Here is a 22,473-nt window from a genome sequence, read left to right as displayed (position 1 = left end):
GCCTAGGCAGGTGAAGACCCCTCGGGCGTCATACCGGGGTTCCGACCCGGCCGGATCGCCTCATACTCCGGTACGGGGTCGCGGAGTCACGGCTCGGCGAGCCGCGTCCGGTCACGGCACGGCGTGCGGGGCAAGCCCTGTACCGGCTCACAGCTCCGCGAGCAGCTGGGCCTTCTTCGCGGTGTACTCGGCGTCCGTCACCAGTCCGGCCTGGTGCAGCTCGCCGAGGTGGTGTATCCGCTCGGCGATGTCCGCGGGATCGCGCCGGCCTGCGTTCACCAGGGCCGGGGCGGAGGCGGCGGGCGCGGGCTGGGTGCGGCGTACGGATTCCAGGACGGCGGCGGCGAAGGGCAGCGACTCGTGCACCGGCCCGTAGCCCAGGCCGAACAGCACGGCGGCCGGATCCTGGTCCGCGGCCCGGGTGACGGGAGCCGCCACGGGCACCCCGTCGGCGCTCGCGCCGTCCGCGCTCCCGGAGCCGCCGGGGCCGTGCAGATCGCCCAGGCTGCCGCCGGTGCGGTGGTCGACCGGGGCCGCCGCGCGGAGCAGCAGCCGCAGATAGCCGTCGAGCGCCTCGGGCGAGCGCCATACGATTCCGGCCAACTCGCTCACCTTGAAGGTCTGGTCGCCGGCCTTCCACTTGGCGCTGGAGGCCCCGGTCCAGGACCACCGGAAGGAGATCCGCTCGCCGTCGAAGCTGGCCCGGCCGTCGTACGCCTTGAAGTTCATCGGGGCCTCGGGGGCGGCCACCAGGAAGCGGTCGGCGGGCTCGTCGCACTCCGGGTCCAGCAGGGCCCGCAACTCGTCCGCGTAGTACTCGGCGAGCACCTCCCGTTCCGCCGGAAGCACCAGGCGATAGGGGTCGCACCCCTCCTTGAGCTGCCCGGAGGCAGCCTCCACCAGAGGATCGGCACCCGCCCTCGGCACGGCACGCAGAACCACCGTGCCCCGCTTGCCGGGGGTCAGCGTCACCGACGACAGCGCCGCATACGGGATGCGGCGTTCCCGCAGGCTCTGGAAGAGCTTCGGTGTGCGGATGCCCCGTTCGAAGCGGATGAGCACGGAGTCGGTGTCGAACTCCCAGGTGGCATGAATTCCGGCCAGCACATCACCCATGTGCCTCATCGTATGCGGCACAGTCCCGCACGTCCCCCCTCGAAGTACGTCCCAATTTTTCGGCCCGGCACGCTCCTCTACGCGCGTCAGCCGTCCTGCCCGCCGGAAATACCGCTGTGGCATGTGCTGTCGGCGCTCGCGCAGCTGACCGATCCGTAGGCTCCGACGCCGATCGCGGCGAAGTTGTCGAGGCTCTCGGTGCCCGGTGCGAAGTAGCCGCTGTGCCCGGCGGCCCCGGCCGCCGAGACGATCCGCGCACCGAACGCCGGGTCGACCGGGTCGGCCCCGTGACCGATCCCGCCGAACTCCATGTGCGGCACGTCCCCGATCCAGTCGTCCCCGTCCCGCGTCGCCCAGATCCGGGCGCCGGTCTCCAACTGCCCGGCGGTGGCGGCCCGCATACCGGGACTGCCCGCGACCGCGATGTCGGCCACCCGGTCGGGGGCCCGGTGCGCGGCCACCCCGCACACGACGGAGCCGTAGCTGTGGCAGAACAGCGAGACCTTCGAGGTGCCGGGCAGCGCGCCGACCATCGCGTTCAGCCGGATCGCGCCGCCCGCCGCGAGCCCGCCCAGCGCCGCGTCCATGCCGAGACCGGCCGGGGCGGTGTAGTCGGCCCATGCGATGACCGCCGTACGGGTGCCCGGTGAGGCCGAGCGCTCCGCCCCGTACAGGGACTTGGCCATGCCGACGGGGGCCGCGTATCTGCGCGTGCTGCGCTCCAGGGTCAGCAGATGGGTGTCGACGCCCGGGACGACGACGGAGACCCGGGAGGCCCGGTCGAGATCGCCGAACACCTCGGCCGCCCGGCCCCTCCCGGACGGGTCGAAGGCCAGGATCTGCCGATCGCCCTTGAGCAGTGAACGGAACCGGTCGAGCCGGGCCCGCGCCTCGTCGCGCCCGTCCGGCGACAGCCTCGCGTCGTGCGCCCGCACCTTCTCCAGGGCCACCGCCTGCCCGAGGGCCACCCGGTTGGCGTGGTAGCGCAGGGTGACCGGCGCGCCGTTCAGATTCCCCACCACCGAGGGGTACTCTCCCGCGAGCGCGAACCGCTGCCTTGCGGTGAGGGTGGCGAAGAAGTGGGCCAGCCGATAGGCGGGGGCGTCGGCCTCCGGCAGCGAATGGCCCGCTATCCGGTCCCGCGCCCAGGCGGCGAGCGCCAGCTCGCGGGGCCCGTCGGCCTGGTGATCGCGTACGGCGCTCCAGCCCGTTGTCGCCAGCATCACGAACACCACCGCTACGGCGAGCAGCGCGCGCCATACGGCCAACGTGGGGGAGGTGTCGAAGGAAGTCACTGCGCCACACCCTAGGAGACGCCTGCCGACGACCGTGATTCGGGTGAGGTACATCACCCGTCCGCGAAGGATTGACCCGGGATTTCTCACGGAGGGCCACAGCGGTCCCGCCGCTGCGCTACCTCTCGTGCCAGTCGCGGGCGAGGGCGGGGACGAGCTGGTCGAGGTACTCCTCGGTCAGATCGCGCAGCGCCTCCACGCTCGGATCGACCCCCTGCCCCCACAGCTGTCCGGTCACCCGCATCACCCCGGAGAACGCGGCGACGGCCACCCGCGGCCGGGGGTCCCGCTCCACGTCCAGCCCCTCGCGCTCCGCGATCAGCCGGGCGACCTGGTTCTCCAGGGCGATGCCGCGCCGCATATGGGCGGCGAGCAGGGAGGGCGTCGACTCGATCATCTGGTAGGTGCGCATATGGAGGTCGACGGTGATGACCTCCTCGATCGCCTCGCCGATGCTGTTCCACGCGCACAGCACCGCTCGGCGCATGGCCTCGAAGGGCGCTTCGTGCGCGGGGCGCCGGCGCAGCTCCTCGATGAAACGGGACTCCACCATGTCCTGCACGGCGAAGGTGGCGTCCTCCTTGCTCGCGAAGTAGCGGAAGAAGGTGCGCTGGGAGACCTCCACGGCGTCGACGATCTCGTCGACGGTGGTGCGGTCGTACCCCTGGGTGGTGAACAGTTCGAGGGCGGCGCGCAACAAGGCGTCGCGGGTGCGCTGCTTCTTGCGCTCACGCAGTCCGGGTCGGGGCTCGACTGTCTGCCCGTCGGTCACGTACCGGTCCCTCTTTTCCCGAGTTTGTCCAGCTCAGCATATCTGTGAGCTTCCTGTGAGCTACGTGACAGTTACTGACTTGTGAATTGGTTTGTCAACTGTCAGAGGCTGTCACTAGTCTCCCCCGTATGACTAGTCAGACCACCGTCGAGAAGGCGCCGCGGGAGCCCGAAGACAACGCAGGACCCGCCCCGGTCAAGGGGCTTCGCGGCCACCCCTGGCTGACCCTCTTCGCCGTCGCCATCGGTGTGATGATGGTCGCCCTCGACGGCACCATCGTCGCCATCGCCAACCCCGCCATCCAGAAGGACCTCGGCGCCTCGCTCGCCGACGTCCAGTGGATCACCAACGGCTATCTGCTCGCCCTCGCGGTGGCTCTCATCACCGCGGGCAAGCTGGGCGACCGCTTCGGCCACCGGCAGACCTTCCTCATCGGCATCGCCGGCTTCGCCGTCTCGTCCGCCGCCATCGGCTTCTCCAAGGAGATCGGCCTCGTCGTTCTCTTCCGGGTGCTCCAGGGCCTCTTCGGCGCCCTGCTGATGCCGGCCGCGCTCGGCCTCCTGCGCGCCACCTTCCCCGCCGAGAAGCTGAACATGGCGATCGGCATCTGGGGCATGGTGATCGGAGCCTCCACCGCGGGCGGCCCGATCGTCGGCGGTCTCCTCGTCGAGCACGTCAGCTGGCAGTCGGTCTTCTTCATCAACGTGCCGGTCGGCATCGTGGCGGTCGCCTTCGGCCTGGTGATCCTCAGGGACCACCGCGCCGCGAACGCGCCGCGCTCCTTCGACATCCCCGGCATCGTGCTGCTCTCGGGCGCGATGTTCGCCCTCATCTGGGGCATCATCAAGGCTGGCGAGTCCTGGGGCTGGGGCGACGGGCGGACCTGGGCCTGGCTGGCCTCCGCCATCGTGCTCTTCATCATCTTCGGCTTCTGGGAGACCAGGGTCCGTGAGCCCCTGGTCCCGCTGGGGATGTTCCGCTCCATCCCGTTGACGGCCGGCGTCGTCCTCATGACGCTGATGGCCTTCGCCTTCATGGGCGGCCTCTTCTTCGTGACGTTCTTCCTCCAGGGCGTCCACGGCCTCAGCCCGGTCGACAGCGGTCTGCACCTGCTGCCGCTGACCGCCATGATGATCGTCGCCTCGCCGGTCGCCGGTCTGCTCATCACCAAGTTCGGCCCGCGCGTCCCGCTGGTCGGCGGCATGGTCTGCACGGCCACCGCGATGTTCGGCATGACCACGCTCAGCGAGTCCACCGGCACCTTCGCGATGTCCCTCTGGTTCGCCCTGCTCGGCTGCGGGCTCGCCCCGGTCATGGTCGGCGCCACCGAGGTCATCGTCGGCAACGCGCCCATGGAGCTGTCCGGCGTGGCCGGCGGTCTCCAGCAGGCCGCCATGCAGGTCGGCGGCGCGCTCGGCACCGCCGTCCTCGGCGCGGTCATGTCCTCCAAGGTCAGCGCCGAGTTCGCGGACAACTGGGCGGGCGCGGGCCTGCCCGGCGCACCCGACCCGAAGCTGGAGGAGGCCGCCGAGTTCGGCATGGTCCCGACCGAGGCGCTCTCCGAGGCTCCCGGCATGACGCCGGACGTCGTCGACCGCATCGGCGGGGTCATCCACGACACCTTCATGTCCGGCATGGGTCTTGCCTTCACCGTCGCGGGCTGTGTCGCGGTCGTCGCCGCCCTCGTCGCCACCCTCACCAAGCGCGGTGAGAACGCCGAGGCGGGTGCCGGGGTCGGTCACATCTGACGCACCCCGCACGACGGCCCAGGTCGTCAACACAACGCAGGTCACAGCCCCGCCGAATCCTTTCGGCGGGGTTGTCGCCTATCAGGGTGGAGCGCCCCGGCCCCTCTTCCGCACCTCTCGTCCGGTGACTCAGAGTGAACGGCGGAAGCACATCACCGACCAACCACGGGGGTTGATCCATCATGCGCACGAACCTCACGCGTACGGCCGTTCTCGCGGCCGCCCTGGCCGTCTCCGCGCTCGTTCCCCAGGCCCTGGCCCACGACCGGGCGGCCGCGGCCCCCGAGCGGTCCCCGGGCGTCGCTCTCGGCACCTGTGAGGCCGGCAGGCTCTGCCTCTGGAAGAAGCCCGAATTCACCGGGGCCCGCCACACCTTCGAGCTCTCCGACACCGACATCGAGAGCTGCGTCCCGCTGCCGAAGGGCGCCGACGCCCAGTCCCTCGCCAACCGCACCGGGCGGCCCGTCACCACCTACCAGTCCGCCGAGTGCGCGGAGACGGGGGAGTTCGAGACGTACCCGGGCGGGGGCACCTGGACGCCCAGGTCCCCGTACCAGGTACGTGCCTTCAAGATCTGGGAGAACTGAGCCCGCGCGCGAGGGGGAACACGCGAAGGGGCAGTGACGCGCTCGCGCGTCACCGCCCCCGGGAACCGCTTCCCCGCTGCTGCGCTACGCGTCGCCGCCCGCCGCGCCCGGATCGGCCGCGGCCACGTCCAGGAGGTCGTAGCGGTCGAGCGCCGTCTTCAGCGCGGACCGGTCGACCTTGCCCTCCTTGGCCAGCTCGGTCAGCACCGCCAGCACGATCGACTGCGCGTCGATGTGGAAGAACCGGCGGGCCGCGCCCCGGGTGTCCGCGAAGCCGAAGCCGTCCGCGCCCAGCGACTGGTACGCGCCCGGCACCCAGCGCGCGATCTGGTCCGGCACCGAACGCATCCAGTCCGAGACCGCCACGAACGGGCCCTGGGCCCCTTCGAGCTTCTTGGTCACGTACGGGACGCGCTGCTCCTCCTCCGGGTGCAGGAGGTTGTGGCGCTCCACGTCCACCGCGTCGCGGCGCAGCTCGTTCCAGGAGGTCGCCGACCAGACGTCCGCCTTGACGTTCCACTCGTCCGCGAGGATCCTCTGCGCCTCCAGGGCCCAGGGGACCGCCACACCCGACGCCATGATCTGGGCCGGGATCTCGCCCTTCTCGCCGGTGGAGAAGCGGTGGATGCCCTTGAGGATGCCCTCGACGTCCACGTTCTCGGGCTCGGCGGGGTGCTGGATCGGCTCGTTGTAGACGGTGAGGTAGTAGAAGACGTCCTCGTTCGCCTCGCCGTACATCCGGCGGAGCCCGTCCTGCATGATGTGCGCGATCTCGAACCCGAAGGCCGGGTCGTACGCGACACAGCCCGGGTTGGTCGAGGCGAGCAGCTGCGAGTGGCCGTCCGCGTGCTGGAGGCCCTCACCGGTCAGCGTGGTGCGGCCGGCGGTCGCGCCCAGCACGAAGCCGCGCGAGAGCTGGTCGGCCATCTGCCAGAACTGGTCGCCGGTCCGCTGGAACCCGAACATCGAGTAGAAGACGTACACCGGGATCAGCGGCTCGCCGTGCGTGGCGTACGCCGAACCGGCCGCGATCAGCGAGGCCGTGCAGCCCGCCTCGGAGATGCCGTCGTGCAGCATCTGACCCGTGGGCGACTCCTTGTACGCGAGCAGCAGATCCCGGTCGACCGCCTCGTACTGCTGACCGAGCGGGTTGTAGATCTTCGCACTCGGGAAGAACGCGTCCATGCCGAAGGTGCGGTACTCGTCGGGGGCGATCAGCACGAACCGCTTGCCGATCTCCTTGTCCCGCATGAGGTCCTTCAGGATGCGGACGAACGCCATGGTGGTGGCGATCGACTGCGACCCCGAACCCTTCTTCGCGGCCGCGTACGTCTTGTCCGCGGGCTGCGGCAGCGGCTTGGCACGGACCACCCGGGTCGGGACGTAACCGCCCAGGCCCTGCCGGCGGTCGTGCATGTACTGGATCTCCTCCGAGTCACGGCCCGGGTGGTAGTACGGCGGGTAGCCCTCGTCCAGCTGCTTGTCCGTGATCGGGATGTGCAGGCGGTCCCGGAAGCGCTTGAGGTCCTCGACCGTGAGCTTCTTCATCTGGTGGGTCGCGTTGCGGCCCTCGAAGTTCGGCCCCAGCGTCCAGCCCTTGACCGTCTGCGCCAGGATGACCGTCGGCTGCCCCTTGTGCGCCTTGGCCGCCGCGTAGGCCGCGTACACCTTGCGGTGGTCGTGACCGCCGCGCCCCAGGTGCAGGATCTGCTGGTCGGTCATGTCCTTGACCATGTCCCGCAGCCGCGGGTCGTCGCCGAAGAAGTGCTCGCGGATGTACGCGCCGGTCTCCGTGGCGTACGTCTGGAACTGTCCGTCCGGCGTGGTGTTCAGCTTGTTGACCAGGATGCCCGTGCGGTCCTGCGCCAGCAGCGGGTCCCAGGAGCGGTCCCAGACCAGCTTGATGACGTTCCAGCCGGCGCCCCGGAACTGCGACTCCAGCTCCTGGATGATCTTGCCGTTGCCGCGCACCGGGCCGTCGAGCCGCTGCAGGTTGCAGTTGACGACGAAGGTGAGGTTGTCCAGGCCCTCACGGGCCGCGATGGAGAGCTGGCCCAGCGACTCCGGCTCGTCCATCTCGCCGTCGCCCAGGTAGGCCCAGACGTGCGACTTGGAGGTGTCGGCGATCCCGCGCGCCTCCATGTAGCGGTTCATCCGCGCCTGGTAGATCGCGCCGAGCGGGCCGAGGCCCATCGAGACGGTCGGGAACTCCCAGAAGTCCGGCATCAGCCGCGGGTGCGGGTAGCTGGACAGCCCGTTCGGGGCCTTCGACTTCTCCTGGCGGAAGGCGTCGAGCTGCGCCTCGCTCAGCCGGTCCAGCAGGAACGCGCGGGCGTAGATCCCCGGGGACGCGTGTCCCTGGAAGAAGATCTGGTCGCCGCCGTCGCCCTGGTCCTTGCCCCGGAAGAAGTGGTTGAAGCCCACGTCGTACAGCGAGGCGGAGGAGGCGAAGGTGGCGATGTGGCCGCCGACGCCGATCCCGGGACGCTGGGCCCGCGAGACCATCACGGCCGCGTTCCAGCGGGTCGCGTTGAGGACCTTGCGCTCGATCTCCTCGTCGCCGGGGAAGAACGGCTCGTCCTTCGTGGCGATCGTGTTCACGTAGTCCGTGCTGCGCATCTCCGGCACGGCGACACGCTTCTCACGCGCGCGCTCGATGAGCCGGAGCATCAGATAGCGGGCCCGCTCACGGCCGCGCTCGTCGACGGCGGCGTCGAGGGAGTCGAGCCACTCCTTGGTCTCCTCGGGATCGAAATCCGGGACCTGGCTCGGAAGGCCGCCAATGATGATCGGGTTGCGATCGGATCCGGAAGCCACACTGTTCCTTCGCTGTTCGGTGGTGCTCTGCGGGGCTGTTCGCGGGGAACGTGCCCCCAGACAGCTCTGTCAACTCTGTCAACTCTGTGCGCGCCGCCTCCATCGTGCTACCGCGAGGCCCCGAACGTCATCTCTACCGAGGGGTAACCCCACGGTTCGGAAAACTCGTCCGCGGGGCAGGCGTGTGGGCGGTACGCGGCTGGGTACGGGCAAACCGCAACCTTACGCCCAAGGCGTCCAAGTGTTCCCAAAGGCTGTTCGACTCCTATTGGCGGAGCGAAACCGCATAAGCTGAGGAAGGACGTAAACGGATGGAGCGACCTGGGGCAGGCCCCGGGAAGCCGCCGGAGAGGCATGCCGGAACTTGCGGCGACGTGGCAGGGAACGTCACCGTATAGGCGGTCTCGCACGCTGGGTACTTGCGCGATTCGCCGGGCCCGTGTGGACTACGGCCTACGCCCCGCGCACGCGCGTGGCTGCAGCATTTTCCGAAGACATGATCAGGAGGCATCCCGTGAGCGCGACCGCGGACCACGCGGAGGAGCGGACCAACCCGGCAGCACGCCTGGGGTTCGAGCCCGGACAGGTGGTCCAGGAGATCGGCTACGACGACGACGTCGAGCTGGAGCTCCGTGAGGGCATTGAGGCCACTACCGGCCAGGAACTCGTCGACGAGGAGTACGACGACGTCGCAGACGTCGTCCTCCTCTGGTTCCGCGACGAGGACGGCGACCTTACGGACGCGCTGGTGGATGCCATCGGTCTGATCGAGGACGGCGGGATGGTCTGGCTGATGACGCCGAAGACCGGCCGTGACGGATACGTCGAACCGAGCGACATCAATGAGGCCGCCCAGACGGCCGGGCTCGCCCAGACCAAGAGCATCAGCGCGGGCAAGGACTGGACGGGCAGCCGTCTGGCCACCCCCAAGGGGGCCAAGGCCAAGCGCTGAACCGCTCTTCGCACCACCCCGAGGCCCTCACGGGCGCATCCGCACCCGTGAGGGCCTTCGTCCGGCCGCAGCCGGTCTGCGTAGGGTGGGAGTCACCCGGACGGACCCGGCCCGGGAAGCGGAGAAGCGGCGAAAGGACACGTGTTCCATGGCGATCGAGGTCGGCAGCCAGGCCCCGGACTTCCAGCTCAAGGACAACCACGGCAGGACCGTGCGGCTGTCGGAGTTCCGCGGTGAGAAGAACGTGGTGCTGGTGTTCTACCCGTTCGCCTTCACCGGCGTCTGCACCGGCGAGCTCTGCGCGCTCCGCGACGAGCTGCCCCGCTTCGAGAACGAGGGCACCCAGCTCCTCGCCGTCTCCAACGACTCCATCCACACCCTGCGCGTCTTCGCCGAGCAGGAGGGTCTTGAGTACCCGCTGCTGTCCGACTTCTGGCCGCACGGGGAGACCTCGCGGGCGTACGGCGTCTTCGACGAGGACAAGGGCTGCGCGGTGCGCGGCACCTTCGTCATCGACAAGGCGGGCGTCGTCCGCTGGAGCGTCGTCAACGGCCTCCCGGACGCCCGGGACCTGAACGACTACGTCAAGGCGCTCGAAGCACTCTGAGCCGATCTCCTGGCGACGCCCGGTCAAAAGCCTGTTTTGGCCGGGAACCGGTCACTAGGATCCAATCGTTGATCCGATGCCAACGAACGACGGGGACGCTGGTGTCTGCCGGCCCCTGAGAAAACTACTGGAGGACTCGTGGGAGTCAGCCTCAGCAAGGGCGGCAACGTCTCGCTGACCAAGGCCGCGCCCAACCTGACCGCGGTCATCGTCGGTCTGGGCTGGGACGCCCGCACCACCACCGGGGGTGACTTCGACCTCGACGCCAGCGCCCTGCTGACGAACCCCGAGGGCAAGGTCGCCGCCGACGGCAATTTCGTCTTCTTCAACAACCTGAAGAGCCCCGACGGCTCCGTCGAGCACACCGGTGACAACACCACCGGTGAGGGCGAGGGCGACGACGAGGTCATCAAGGTGAACCTCGCCGGTGTCCCGGCCGACGTCGACAAGATCGTCTTCCCGGTCTCGATCTACGAGGCCGAGAGCCGTCAGCAGAGCTTCGGCCAGGTCCGCAACGCGTACATCCGCGTGGTCAACCAGGCCGACAACACCGAGCTTGCCCGCTACGACCTGAGCGAGGACGCCTCGACGGAGACCGCGATGGTCTTCGGCGAGCTCTACCGCAACGGCGCCGAGTGGAAGTTCCGCGCCATCGGCCAGGGGTACGCCTCCGGCCTGCGCGGCATCGCCCAGGACTTCGGCGTCAACGTCTGACGTTCTGGCGCCAGGGGGGTGTCCGGCCGGTTCTGATCCGCCGGACACCCCCGACCGGGCGCTTTCGACGCCCGCCCCGGGCGTCGAAAGCGCCCGGCAGCGTTTTTCACGACTCGGGGAGGACACACATGGGCGTCACGCTCGCCAAGGGAGGCAATGTCTCCCTCTCCAAGGCCGCACCCAACCTCACCCAGGTGCTGGTCGGGCTCGGCTGGGACGCACGCTCCACCACCGGCGCCGCTTTCGACCTCGACGCCAGCGCCCTGCTGTGCCAGTCGGGCCGGGTGCTCGGTGACGAGTGGTTCGTCTTCTACAACAACCTCACGAGCCCGGACGGCTCCGTCGAGCACACCGGCGACAACCTCACGGGCGAGGGCGACGGCGACGACGAATCCGTCATCGTCCGCCTCGACCAGGTCCCCGCCCACTGCGACAAGATCGTCTTTCCGGTCTCGATCCATGACGCGGACAACCGGGGCCAGGCCTTCGGCCAGGTCAGCAACGCGTTCATCCGCGTGGTCAACCAGGCCGACGGCCAGGAGCTGGCCCGCTACGACCTGAGCGAGGACGCCTCGACGGAGACCGCGATGATCTTCGGCGAGCTCTACCGGTACAACGGCGAGTGGAAATTCCGTGCAGTCGGCCAGGGGTACGCGTCCGGCCTGCGAGGCATCGCTCTAGACTTCGGCGTCAACGTTTCATAACGCCGCGCACGGCGCGGGGGAGCCCCGACACACCGGGGGAGACCCGTTTAACAACACGATGGGGTAGCCAGTGGTTCTGAAAACCTTCGGCTGGTCGTTCGCGGTCACCGCGCTCGGCCTGGTCGCAGCGATTTTCTACGGGGGGTGGCAGGCTTTCGGCATCGTCGCGATCCTGTCCGTCCTGGAGATCTCGCTGTCCTTCGACAACGCGGTGATCAACGCCGGAATCCTGAAGAAGATGAATGCCTTCTGGCAGAAGATCTTCCTCACCGTCGGCATCCTCATCGCCGTCTTCGGTATGCGACTGGTGTTCCCCGTCGTGATCGTGGCCGTGAGTGCCAAGCTCGGACCGATCGAGGCCATCGACCTGTCCTTCAACGACCCGGACAAGTACAAGGAACTGGTGACGGACGCCCATCCGTCGATCGCCGCCTTCGGTGGCATGTTCCTGCTGATGATCTTCCTCGACTTCATCTTCGACGAGGACCGGGACATCCACTGGCTGCGCTGGATCGAGCGTCCGCTCGCCAAGCTCGGCAAGGTCGACATGCTGTCGGTCTGCGTCGCCCTGATCCTCCTGATGATCACCGCCATGACCTTCGCGACCCAGGCCCACCAGCACGGCGGCGGGCACGTGGACAAGTCGGCGACGGTCATGCTCTCCGGTATCGCGGGTCTGATCACCTACCTGATCGTCGGCGGGCTCTCCGGATTCTTCGAGGGCAAGCTCGAAGAGGAGGAGGAGCGTGAGCACGAGGCCGAGGAAGAGGCCAAGAAGAAGGGCAAGCCCGTCACCGGGGTCGCCCTTGCCGGAAAGGCCGCGTTCTTCCTCTTCCTCTACCTGGAAGTCCTGGACGCCTCGTTCTCCTTCGACGGCGTCATCGGCGCCTTCGCCATCACCAACGAGATCGTGCTGATGGCCCTCGGCCTCGGTATCGGCGCCATGTACGTCCGTTCGCTCACCGTCTACCTGGTGCGCGAGGGCACGCTCGACGACTACGTCTATCTGGAGCACGGCGCGCACTACGCGATCGGCGCGCTCTCGATCATCCTGCTGATCACCATCCAGCACGAGATCAACGAGCTCATCACCGGCTCGGTCGGCGTGATCCTGATCGCCCTCTCCTTCTGGTCCTCGGTCAAGCGCAACCGCGCGCTCGCCGCGGAATCCGGCGGGGGCGACGGCTCGGGCACCAAGGCGGAAGTGTCCTCCGGGGTGTGACCCGGTAGGGATTGAGGAACGCTCTCTGCGGGGCGGCCCACACGGCGACGGCTCTCCGGGAACTCCCGGACCCGGCCCGGCGGCCGCCCCGCAGTGATGTCCGGGGCGCGAAGAGGCAACGCGAACAGGTGGGGGTAGGGATGGGTTTCTTCGACGGCCTGTGGCCGGGGCGCGCGGCGCAGTTCGACTCGGGCAACGCGACGTCGAGCGCCGTCGTGCTGTCCAAACGGAACGCCACGATCTCGCTCAACAAGCAGGGCGCCCTGTCGGGCAACCTCCGGGTCAACCTCTCCTGGCGGATGCGGACCTCGGACATCGAGGGCCGCTCACGCCAGAGCGGCAGGCTGCGGCGCCCCCTCCAGCTCTTCAAGCCCGAGGTCGTCCAGGCGCACACCCAGGGCGTCGTCAACGTCGACCTGGACCTCGGCTGCATGTACGAGCTGATGGACGGCACCAAGGGGGTCGTGCAGCCCCTGGGCAGCCTGATCGGCGACCTCAACGGCCCGCCCTACGTCCGGCTCAGCGGCGACGACCGGTTCGGAGCGCCCTCGGGAGAGACGGTCTACGTCAACCTCGACCAGCGCGACAAGATCAAGCGGCTGCTGTTCTTCGTCTACATCTACGACCGGACGCCGGCGTTCGACCGTACGCACGCCAAGATCACGCTCTACCCGGGCCACGGGCCGCGCATCGAGATCGAGCTGGACGAACGCGCGCCGCAGGCCCGCTCCTGCGCGGTGTTCACGGTGGAGAACATCAAGGACGAGCTGATCGTGCGCCGCGAGGTGAAGTTCGTGTACGGATTCCAGTCCGAGCTGGACCGGCTGTACGGCTACGGCATGCAATGGGGGCGCGGCTACAAGTCCCGGACCTGATCCGGGGCCCGCTCCCGGGGCACGGCTCAGGACCGGACGAACTGCGGACCTTGTGGAGGCAGCGCGAAATGGGGGTCGGGCGCGTGCGCGGCGGCTGCCGCGGGCTGCGGATAGCCGTAGGCGGGCGGTGCGGCGGCGGGCTGGGGATAGCCGTACGCCGGCTGCTGGGCCCCGGCGCCGGCAACGGGAGGCGCGACCGGGGGCGGATAACCGTAGGAGGGCTGCTGATGCTGCACGGTGGCCTGCGAGTCGGGCCCGGTGGCCGCGGCCGGGACGGGGCCCGGCGGCGCGCTCGGAGGAGGCGGCACGGCGGCCGGGAGGGGCCCCGCGGCGGCCGACTCCTGTGTCCCCTCAGGCGCCCGGCCCTCGTCCGCCGCCTCCGACTCGTCCACCGAGATGCCGAAAGCGGTGGCCAGCCCGATCAGGCCGGTGGGATAGCCCTGGCCGACCGCACGGAACTTCCAGCCCTCGCCGCGGCGGTACAGCTCGCCGCAGATGATCGCCGTCTCCTCGCCGGTCTCCGGCCGTACATCGAAAACCGCCAGCGGCTCGCCGTCGGCGAACGCGGCGTCGAACAGGAGTATCCGCAGGTCCGGGACCTGTTCGAAGGCGGCCCCGTCGGAGGAGGCCGCGATGACGACCTGGTCCACCGAAGCGTCGAGCGCCCCGAGGTCCGCCTCGATCGTGTCCGTCAGCCCTTCCGGGACACTGCGCTTCGGCAGCCGCCGGACCAGGCCGGAGGGGTGCCGGGGCTGGTTGTAGAAGACGAAGTCCTCGTCGGACCGCACCCGCCCGGACGCACCGAGGAGCAGGGCGGAGGCGTCCACGTCGGGAACCCCGGCGCCCGGGGTCCAGCGCAGCACGGCCCGGACGGCCGCGGCATCGACAGGGACGTTCGAGCCCTTCAGCATCGTGTGCGTCATGACCGTCATCCTGCCTGCTGGGGGCCCGTGCGGACAACGCGGGGGGCGGCACGGCCGTGTCCGGCGGTGGCGCGGGCCGAGCGGGGCAGTACCGCGAGAGGGGGGCGGACAAGGGGCGAGTAACCGGAAATTCATGTACATGGGGAACTGTTGACACCCGTCCGTACGTACTATTACCGGCCATGCGTTCTTCGGCCGGTCAGGCAGTTCGGGGGAAAATCATGCGTCACTTCGGGCACATTTCGCCCGCTGCCCGCGAGGGCCTGTTCCACAGAGAGCCCAGCACCTTCACCGCGGACTCCCCGGCGAGGATGCTCTCCGTCGCCCTGGGGGCCACGCTCTACTCCCCGGCCACCCGTCCGTCGCTCGCCGAGGACGTGCTGAAGCAGGCCGCGCGCGGTGTCGTCTCCATGGTGCTCTGCCTGGAGGACTCGATCGACGACGCCGAGGTGACCGACGCCGAAGCCAACCTGATCAGGCAGTTCGCCGCGCTGGCCGCCCGGGACGCGGCGCCGGGGCCCGGACCCCGGCACGAGGGCGACGCCGGGAGCACGGCCGGCGCGGACGCCCCGCTCCTCTTCATCCGCGTACGGGAACCGGCCCAGATCACCGACCTGGTGCGCCGCCTCGGCGACTCGGTCCGGATGTTGTCCGGTTTCGTACTTCCCAAATTCACCGAAGAGCGTGGCAGGCACTTCCTGGAGGCGCTCGCCGAGGCCGAGACGGCATGCGGCCGACGGCTCTTCGCCATGCCCGTCCTCGAATCCCCCGAGCTGCTCCATCTGGAGACACGCGGCGAGATTCTCCGGGGCATCGCCCGCAGCGTCGACAAGTACCGGGACCGGGTGCTCGCCCTGCGGCTCGGCGTCACCGACTTCTGCTCGGCCTACGGGCTGCGCCGCGCGCCCGACATGACGGCGTACGACGTCCATATCGTCGCCTCCGTGATCGCCGACGTGGTCAACGTGCTCGGCCGGGCCGACGGCACGGGCTTCACGATCACCGGCCCGGTCTGGGAGTACTTCCGCCGCCAGGAGCGCATGTTCAAGCCCCAGCTGCGCCGCAGCCCCTTCCTGGAGGGCCGCGCAGAGGAGCTGCGCACGGCCCTCATCGAGCACGACATGGACGGACTCCTCCGCGAGATCGAGCTCGACCGGGCCAACGGCCTGCTCGGCAAGACCTGCATCCACCCGTCGCACGTGGCGCCCGTCCACGCGCTGTCCGTGGTCAGCCACGAGGAGTTCACCGACGCCCAGGACATCCTGAGCCCCGAGCGCGGGGGCGGCGGGGTGCTGCGCTCGGCGTACACGAACAAGATGAACGAAGTGAAGCCGCACCGGGCCTGGGCCGAGCGAACGCTCCAGCGGGCCGAGGTCTTCGGGGTGGCGAGGGAAGACGTCGGCTTCGTGGACCTGCTGGCCGCCGGCCTGACGAACTGAGCGCGCGTCGATGAGCGAGCGCGCGACGAGAGAAGAGAACGTGGACGTGGTGTGGTCGGGCGACTGGGTGGCCGAGCGGCTCGGAGTCGCCCTCGAAGGCGACGGAGACCTGCGGGAGCTGCTGGGCCTGGCCCTGCGCCGCAACCCCAAGCGGGCGCACCTGCTCGTCTCCAACGTGCTGGGCAAACATGTGCCCCAGCGGCCCTCCGTCGTGTACGGAGCGGGATACGGGCTCGGTGAGCGGGTACGGGCGCTGCTCGGCGAGGAGGAGGCCCGCCGCGCGGTGGTCCTCGGATACGCGGAGACGGCCACCGGTCTCGGCCACGCCGTCGCCGACGGCCTGCGGGACGCCCCGTACCTGCACTCCACCCGGCGTCCGGTGGCGGGCGCCCGGCAGGCGGGCGGCTTCGAGGAGGCCCACTCGCACGCCACCTCGCACCTGCTGCTGCCGGAGGACTCCGAGCTGCTGGCCGGGGGAGCGGAGGCCTCGACCCTGGTGCTGGTCGACGACGAGTTCTCCACCGGCAACACGGTGCTCAACACCATCCGCGCGCTGCACGAGCCGCACCCGCGCGACCGGTACGTCATCGTCGCGCTGGTCGACATGCGCTCCCCGGTGGACCGTGACCGGCTGACCGTCTTCGCCGCCGAGATCGGCGCCCGCGTCGACCTGGTGACCCGCTCCACGGGCACGGTCACGCTCCCGGACGGCGTACTGGAACGCGGCCAGGCCCTCGTCGCGGCCCAGGAGGCGGAGGTTTCCGCCTCGCCGCCACCCCCCGTACCGGCTCCCGCCCCGGTCACCCGCGTCGACCTCGCCTGGCCCGCGGGCGTTCCCGACGGCGGCAGGCACGGCTTCACCCCGGCCCACCGGGCGGCGCTCGAAGCGGCGCTGCCGGAGATGGCGGAGCGGATCGCGGGCGCGCTGGGCGGCGGTGCCCGCCGGGGCCGGGTGCTCGTGCTCGGCTTCGAGGAGCTGATGTACGCGCCGCTGCGCCTGGGCACGGCTCTGGAAGAGACCTTGGGGGCCGACACCGAGGTCCGCTACTCCACCACCACCCGCTCGCCCGTCCTCGCCGTCGACGACCCCGGCTACGCGATACGCACCCGCCTCGTCTTCCCGGCCCACGACACCCCGGCGGACGGCCCCGGCGACCGGTACGCGTACAACGTGGCGGGCGCCGGCTTCGACGCGGTGATCGCCGTCGTCGACTCCGCCGCCGACACCCCCGAACTGCACGCCCCCGACGGGCTGTTGGCCCGGCTCGCCGAGCACACCGGCCAGGTACTCCTCGCGGTCGTCCCCTCGTACACCCCCACACCTGTCCAGGAGCCCGCCGTGCTGCCCGAGCCCCTCCGAGGCCCCGACTTCTCCAGCTACGCGCCCGAGGACGTCGGCTGGCTGCTCCAGGACCTCTCGGACACCGAGCTGGAGGCCCCCACGGAGGAGCGCGAGGAGGCGATCCAGAGCGGCGGCGCGCACTACGCGGAGTCGCTGCCCGTGGAGTACCAGCCCAGCGCCGAGTACCAGGCGCTGTTCTCCGCCGCCCTGGAGACCTCCGCCGCGCGCATCGCCCGCGCGGTCGGCACCGTCACCGAGACGGTCCTCGCCGAACGCGGCCCCCGCCCCGTGCTCGTCTCGCTCGCCCGGGCCGGAACCCCGGTCGGGGTGCTGATGCGGCGCTGGGCCCAGCACCGGCACGGCCTGGACCTGCCGCACTACGCCATCTCCATCGTCCGGGGCCGTGGCATCGACGCCACCGCCCTGCGCTGGCTGGCCGCCCATCACGACCCGTCCGACGTGGTGTTCGTCGACGGCTGGACGGGCAAGGGCGCGATCACCCGCGAACTGGCCGCGGCGATCCAGGAGTTCGAGTCCTCGGGCGGGCCCGCCGGCTTCGACCCGGAGATCGCGGTGCTCGCGGACCCGGGCGGCTGCGTGCGGACGTACGGCACCCGCGAGGACTTCCTCATCCCCTCGGCCTGCCTCAACTCCACGGTCTCCGGCCTCATTTCCCGTACGGTGCTCCGCGCCGACCTGGTCGGGCCGAACGATTTCCACGGCGGGAAGTTCTACCGGGAGCTGGCCGGCTCCGATGTCTCGGGCGACTTCCTGACGGCGGTGGCCGCCCGCTTCGAGGAGGTGGCGGGCCAGGTCGAGGCCGAGGCCAAGGATCTGCTCGCCGCCGACCGCGCCCCGACCTGGGAGGGCTGGGCGGCCGTCGAGCGGATCAGCGAGGAGTACGGCATCCACGACGTCAACCTGGTCAAGCCGGGCGTCGGCGAGACCACCCGGGTGCTGCTCCGCCGGGTCCCCTGGAAGATCCTCGCCCGGCGCGGCGCGGGCACGGACCTGGAGCACATCCGGCTGCTGGCCGAACAGCGAGGCGTCCCGGTCGAGGAGGCCGACGACCTCCCGTACAGCTGTGTCGGTCTGATCCACCCCCGGTACACGCGCGGCGCGACGGGCGCGGACGGCAAGGCGGTGAAGGGCGCATGAACGTGAACTCCTCGACCCCTTCGACGTCTTCGGCCACCACCCTGGTGGCGAGCGACCTCGACCGTACGCTGATCTACTCGGCGGCCTCGCTCGACCTGTCCATGCCGGACGCGGAGGCCCCCCGGCTCCTGTGCGTCGAGGTGTACGGCCACAAGCCGCTCTCGTACATGACGGAGACGGCTGCCGCGCTCCTCACCGAGGTGACGGGCGCCACCGTCTTCGTGCCGACCACCACCCGCACCCGCGAGCAGTACGGGCGCATCCACCTCCCCGGGCCCGCCCCCCGGTACGCGATCTGCGCCAACGGCGGCCACATCCTGGTCGACGGCGTCTCCGACCGCGACTGGCAGCAGCGGGTGGAGTCCCGGATCGCGGCCGAGTGCGCGCCGCTCACCGAGATCCGCGCCCACCTCGCGACCACCGCCGACCCGGCCTGGCTGCTGAAGGAACGGGTCGCCGAGGACCTCTTCGCCTACCTCGTCGTCGAACGGTCCCTGCTGCCCGAGGGGTGGGTGAAGGAGCTGGCGGCCTGGGCCCGCCCGCGCGGCTGGACGGTCTCCCTCCAGGGCCGCAAGATCTACGCGGTCCCGGCGCCGCTCACCAAGAGCGCCGCGATGCACGAGGTCGCCCGCCGCACCGGAGCCACCCGCACGCTCGCCGCAGGGGACTCCCTCCTCGACGCCGACCTGCTGCTCGCCGCCGACCTCGGCTGGCGACCCGGCCACGGCGAACTGGCCGACGAGGGCTGGCGGGCCCCGCACGTGGTGGCCCTGGAGGAGCGGGGCGGCGCGGCGGGGGAGGAGATCCTGCGCCGCTTCCTGGCGGCCGCCGCTGGGTGAGTTCTCCTGCGCGCGGGCGCGCGTTGCGCGAGGCTGGGGGCATGACCAAGGGCAACGACACAACGATCACCGGCGAGCTCTACCGGTACATGCTGGCCCACAACCCGCCGCTGAACCTGGTCCAGCGGGAGCTGGTGGACACCACGTACGCACGATTCCCCGACCACGCGGGCATGGTGTCGGCCGAGGAGCAGGCCCCGCTGTTGGCCTTCCTCGTCCGGCTGGTGGGCGCCCGGCATGTGGTGGAGGTCGGCACGTTCACCGGGTTCAGCGCCCTGGCGATGGCCCAGGCGCTGCCCGCCGACGGCACGCTGATCGCCTGTGACATCTCGGAGGAGTGGACGGCGTACGGCCGTGAGGCCTGGGAGAAGGCGGGCGTCGCGGACCGGATCGACCTGCGCATCGCCCCCGCCCTGGACACCCTGCGCGCGATGCCCGCCGAGCCGCACATCGACTTCGCCTACCTGGACGCGGACAAGGACGGCTACATCGCGTACTGGGAGGAGCTGGTGCCCAGGATGCGGCAGGGCGGGGTCATCGCCACGGACAACGTGCTCTTCCACGGCGGGGTGACGGACCCGGAGGCGACGGGCCCGGCGGCGGCGATCAAGGAGTTCAACGACCATGTGAGCGCGGACGCCCGGATGGACAGCGTGCTGCTGACGGTCGCGGACGGCCTGACGCTGTCCCGCAAGAGGTAGGCCCGGGTTCAGCCGCAGCACCCGCCCCCGCAGCAACCACCGCCTCCACCGCCTCCACCGCCTCCGGACGGTGCGGGAGCGGACCCGGCAGCCCCGCCCACGGCCACGGCGGACAACAGCTTGACGGTGTCGTCGTGGCCCGCGGGGCAGGAGGCGGGGTCCGAGGACTGCGCCATGGGACGGCTGACTTCGAAGGTGTCTCCGCAGGTGCGGCAGCGGAATTCGTAACGAGGCATGGGCTCAGGCTAGAGCCATCGCGGGCCGCGGACCATGCCCCCTTCGATGCCGGACGGCTCGGCGCCTGTCCTCTGCGTCAGACTGCACGCGCCCGGATCAGGCTGCACGCGCCCGGATCAGGCTCTATGCGCCTGGATCAGGCTTTACGCGCCGCCGCCGCGTTCCTCGCGGATGTCGGAGACGACCCGGGCGGCGGTCTGCCGCACGGCCTCGGTCTCGGTCAGGAAGTGCCAGTAGTCGGGGTGGCGCCCTTCGAGCCCGGCGATGGCACGCTCCAGCCGGGCGACGGAGTCGTCGAGCGGCCGTGCGTGCCGGGGATCGGGCGTGTGCCGGCCGGCCATGGCGAGGCGCTGGGCGTCCCGCACCGCGAAGCGGGTCCGCTCGATCTCCTGCTGCGGGTCCTTCGCCACCGCGTTCAGCTGCTGCAACCGGTCTCCGGCGGCGGAGACCGCCTCGTCCACCGTGTTGAGCAGGGCGCGGACCGTGGACAGCCGGGACGTGGCGTCCGCCCAGCGCTGCTCCTCCCGCGCCTTCGCCGCCTCGGCGAGCTTGTCCTCCGCCTGCCGTACGCTGACGGCCGCCTGCTCGGGGACGGGCTGGAGGTCCTGCCAGCAGGCGGCCGAGAAGCGCCGCCGCAACTCGCTGAGCACCGGCTCCACCGAGCCCGCCCGGGTCGTCAGCGCCTGCGCCCGGGTCCGCAGGGAGACCAGCCGTCGGTCGATCTCGGCGGCCCGCTCGGGCAGCCGCTCCGCCTCGGTGCGCACCGCCTCCGCATCACGGAGGACCACGTCGGCGCGCTGGAGGGTCTCCGGTACGCCGTGCTTCCCCGCGCCCTGGTTCAGTTTGGTCAGCTCGGGGGCGAGCGCGGCCAGCCGGGCGGCGAGCTCGTCGGCCCGCAGTCCCGCGGCCCGCACGGTGTCGAGGGCGTTGCTCGCCGCGAGGAGCGCCTGCCGGGCCCGCTCGACGGCGGGGGCGAGCCGGGCGAGCTGGGTCTCCGCGCTGCCGAGCAGCGGCCCGAGCCCCTGGGCGAAGCGGTCCAGCTCGCCCTTGACCCGCACGAGGTCGTCTTTGGCCCGGGTCAGCTCGGTGCGGGCCCGGGAGGCGACGGCGGGCTCCAGGTCGTCCCGGTCCAGGTCATGGCTGTCGACGGCGGTGATGTAGGCGTGGCTGACCTCGTCGATGCGCCGGCCGAGCGCGGCGAAGTCCTCGGATGCCTTGCGGCCGCGCGAGGAGCTGTCCACGGCGTTGATGGTCTCGATGGAGATCCGCAGATCGCGCTGGGCGGTGTCCAGCTCGTAGAACGCCTCGGCGGCGGCGTCCTTCGCGGCCTGTGCCTCGGCCCGCTGACTCTCCCCGCCGCGTCCGCCGAACCACCGGCGCGTACCGCCACCGGCGAAGGCGGCGGGCAGCGCGGCCAGCACGAGGGGCACGGGCAGCAGCATCAGCGCCAGAAGGTCCCGGCCACTTCGAACGGCGGAACTCGCACCCGCTCCTGCCTCCGGCCGCGCGTTGGTCGCCGTCACATGCCTCTCCCGTGCCGATTCGCCCTGCCCGGTACATTGTCCCACCAGGTAAGGACGAACACACGGGTCGGTTAGTTCGCGCTTCGCACGGTGACTTCCCCGTTGTCGCTGTAGGCCTTCACGACGTGGGCGCTGTCGTCGCCGCGCGGCACGTCGACGGAGACGTCCCCGTTGTCCGCGGAGGCGTCGACCTTGTACTTCTGCCCGCCCGGCGGCAGATCGATGGTGATGCTCCCGTTGTCACTCACGGTGTCCACGAGGTCGGGCACGGAGGCGAAGCCCAGCCGGATCTCCCCGTTGTCGGCGCGGGCGGTCACGGAGGAGCCGGATATCCGCTCGGCCCGCACCTGCCCGTTGTCGCTCTTCAGCTTCAGCGCGCCGCTCGTGTCCCGGACGTTGATCTCGCCGTTGTCGGAGTACAGGTCCAACGCGCTGTCGAAGCCGGTGGCGCTGACCGTCCCGTTGTCCGAGGCGGCCGTCACCGCGACCCCGCGCGGCACCTTCACCCGGTGCCGGGAGTCGCAGTTGGCGATGCCTTCGCACTTCACCCGGAGCGTCAGGGTGTCGCCCTCCATCTTCCACACGGCGTCGGGCCCGCTGCCGAACACCGCCCACCCGTCGAACTGCCGCTCCACCTCGACCTGCTCCACATCAGCCGGCACCAGGTCCACGACACCGTTCTCGGCGTCGACGGTCAGCGTCTTCCCTTCCAGGGCGAACGACTTGCGCTCGACGGGGGCGCCGTCCACGTCCGTGCTCCCGCACCCGGTGAGAGCCAGCGCCAGCAACGCCGCCCCGCCCCCGAGAGCGAGGGCCCGCCCGGTGCCCCCGAGACGGGTGCGGGTCGGTGCGCTCGTAGCGATGTCCACGGTGATCGGTCCCCCAGTGCGTGCTGTGCGTGC

At 70.6% G+C, this 22,473-nt stretch carries 20 protein-coding genes; 12 read left to right on the top strand and 8 right to left on the bottom strand.

The genetic code is table 11. The features are described from left to right. Positions 1-147 precede the first annotated feature (147 nt). The 3 genes from RNL97_RS09370 to RNL97_RS09360 form a co-directional block, all read right to left on the bottom strand. Positions 148-1,116: a DUF4429 domain-containing protein gene (locus RNL97_RS09370; RefSeq protein WP_243313945.1), complete on the bottom strand. Its 969-nt coding sequence runs from the start codon at positions 1,114-1,116 to the stop codon at positions 148-150. Between the two features lie 86 nt (positions 1,117-1,202). Next, on the bottom strand, positions 1,203-2,411 hold the full coding sequence (locus RNL97_RS09365) for an alpha/beta hydrolase (RefSeq protein ID WP_030592975.1): 1,209 nt from the start codon (positions 2,409-2,411) through the stop codon (positions 1,203-1,205). A 118-nt stretch (positions 2,412-2,529) separates the two neighbouring features. After that, complete coding sequence (locus RNL97_RS09360; RefSeq protein ID WP_243313943.1) at positions 2,530-3,183, bottom strand: TetR family transcriptional regulator; 654 nt, start codon at positions 3,181-3,183, stop codon at positions 2,530-2,532. A gap of 251 nt (positions 3,184-3,434) precedes the next feature. Between RNL97_RS09360 and RNL97_RS09355 the strand changes: the two genes are divergently transcribed. After that, positions 3,435-4,931, top strand: coding sequence for an MFS transporter (locus RNL97_RS09355; RefSeq protein WP_374115199.1), 1,497 nt, complete (start codon positions 3,435-3,437; stop codon positions 4,929-4,931). Positions 4,932-5,113: 182 nt separating this feature from the next. Continuing rightward, positions 5,114-5,518: a peptidase inhibitor family I36 protein gene (locus RNL97_RS09350; protein ID WP_030592967.1), complete on the top strand. Its 405-nt coding sequence runs from the start codon at positions 5,114-5,116 to the stop codon at positions 5,516-5,518. Between the two features lie 84 nt (positions 5,519-5,602). Here RNL97_RS09350 and aceE read toward each other — a convergent pair whose 3' ends face one another. Next, on the bottom strand, positions 5,603-8,335 hold the full coding sequence (aceE, locus tag RNL97_RS09345; RefSeq protein WP_030592965.1) for a pyruvate dehydrogenase (acetyl-transferring), homodimeric type: 2,733 nt from the start codon (positions 8,333-8,335) through the stop codon (positions 5,603-5,605). A 514-nt stretch (positions 8,336-8,849) separates the two neighbouring features. Between aceE and RNL97_RS09340 the strand changes: the two genes are divergently transcribed. The 6 genes from RNL97_RS09340 (at position 8,850) to RNL97_RS09315 (ending at position 13,409) form a co-directional block, all read left to right on the top strand. Beyond that, entirely contained in the window at positions 8,850-9,287 is a 438-nt protein-coding gene (locus RNL97_RS09340) for a DUF3052 domain-containing protein (RefSeq protein WP_030592963.1), read from the top strand. A gap of 148 nt (positions 9,288-9,435) precedes the next feature. Next, positions 9,436-9,894, top strand: coding sequence for a peroxiredoxin (locus RNL97_RS09335; protein WP_030592961.1), 459 nt, complete (start codon positions 9,436-9,438; stop codon positions 9,892-9,894). 138 nt (positions 9,895-10,032) lie between these two features. After that, on the top strand, positions 10,033-10,608 hold the full coding sequence (locus RNL97_RS09330) for a TerD family protein (RefSeq protein WP_030592959.1): 576 nt from the start codon (positions 10,033-10,035) through the stop codon (positions 10,606-10,608). Between the two features lie 128 nt (positions 10,609-10,736). Beyond that, on the top strand, positions 10,737-11,312 hold the full coding sequence (locus tag RNL97_RS09325) for a TerD family protein (protein WP_030592957.1): 576 nt from the start codon (positions 10,737-10,739) through the stop codon (positions 11,310-11,312). A gap of 70 nt (positions 11,313-11,382) precedes the next feature. Continuing rightward, positions 11,383-12,534 (top strand): DUF475 domain-containing protein, encoded by a 1,152-nt coding sequence (locus RNL97_RS09320; RefSeq protein WP_030592955.1) that lies wholly within the window; start codon positions 11,383-11,385, stop codon positions 12,532-12,534. 140 nt (positions 12,535-12,674) lie between these two features. Beyond that, positions 12,675-13,409 carry a TerD family protein gene (locus RNL97_RS09315; protein WP_030592952.1) on the top strand — a complete coding sequence of 245 codons (735 nt, stop codon included), beginning with the start codon at positions 12,675-12,677 and terminating at the stop codon, positions 13,407-13,409. Positions 13,410-13,435: 26 nt separating this feature from the next. Here the strand turns inward: RNL97_RS09315 and RNL97_RS09310 are convergent, their stop codons facing one another. Next, complete coding sequence (locus RNL97_RS09310) at positions 13,436-14,332, bottom strand: TerD family protein (RefSeq protein ID WP_243313941.1); 897 nt, start codon at positions 14,330-14,332, stop codon at positions 13,436-13,438. Positions 14,333-14,553: 221 nt separating this feature from the next. On the opposite strand from RNL97_RS09310, the gene RNL97_RS09305 reads away from it, so the two are divergent. From RNL97_RS09305 to RNL97_RS09290, 4 genes are read left to right on the top strand one after another with little or no spacing between them, the layout of a single operon-like run. Next, positions 14,554-15,771, top strand: a complete 1,218-nt coding sequence (locus RNL97_RS09305; RefSeq protein WP_243313939.1) for an HpcH/HpaI aldolase/citrate lyase family protein — start codon at positions 14,554-14,556, stop codon at positions 15,769-15,771. 10 nt (positions 15,772-15,781) lie between these two features. Beyond that, positions 15,782-18,271 carry a phosphoribosyltransferase gene (locus RNL97_RS09300; protein WP_313750565.1) on the top strand — a complete coding sequence of 830 codons (2,490 nt, stop codon included), beginning with the start codon at positions 15,782-15,784 and terminating at the stop codon, positions 18,269-18,271. Further along, positions 18,268-19,110 (top strand): HAD family hydrolase, encoded by an 843-nt coding sequence (locus tag RNL97_RS09295; protein ID WP_313750564.1) that lies wholly within the window; start codon positions 18,268-18,270, stop codon positions 19,108-19,110. Before RNL97_RS09300 ends, RNL97_RS09295 begins: the two co-directional genes overlap by 4 nt. Before the next feature lie 41 nt (positions 19,111-19,151). After that, positions 19,152-19,811 (top strand): O-methyltransferase, encoded by a 660-nt coding sequence (locus RNL97_RS09290; protein ID WP_313750563.1) that lies wholly within the window; start codon positions 19,152-19,154, stop codon positions 19,809-19,811. Positions 19,812-19,819: 8 nt separating this feature from the next. Here the strand turns inward: RNL97_RS09290 and RNL97_RS09285 are convergent, their stop codons facing one another. The 3 genes from RNL97_RS09285 to RNL97_RS09275 form a co-directional block, all read right to left on the bottom strand. Continuing rightward, the gene (locus tag RNL97_RS09285) at positions 19,820-20,047 is read right to left on the bottom strand and encodes an FmdB family zinc ribbon protein (protein WP_313750562.1); all 228 of its coding nucleotides are present in this window, start codon (positions 20,045-20,047) and stop codon (positions 19,820-19,822) included. Between the two features lie 144 nt (positions 20,048-20,191). Next, positions 20,192-21,571, bottom strand: a complete 1,380-nt coding sequence (locus RNL97_RS09280) for a hypothetical protein (RefSeq protein WP_032766784.1) — start codon at positions 21,569-21,571, stop codon at positions 20,192-20,194. A gap of 71 nt (positions 21,572-21,642) precedes the next feature. After that, a complete protein-coding gene (locus RNL97_RS09275) occupies positions 21,643-22,440 on the bottom strand; it encodes a DUF4097 family beta strand repeat-containing protein (RefSeq protein ID WP_313750561.1) in 798 nt (265 codons plus the stop codon). Positions 22,441-22,473: the final 33 nt, after the last annotated feature.

It is taken from the genome of Streptomyces parvus, assembly GCF_032121415.1.
GTDB lineage: Bacteria > Actinomycetota > Actinomycetes > Streptomycetales > Streptomycetaceae > Streptomyces > Streptomyces globisporus_A.
The sequence above is the reverse complement of the archived record's forward strand: the minus strand, read 5'-3'. Positions and strand labels throughout refer to the sequence as shown.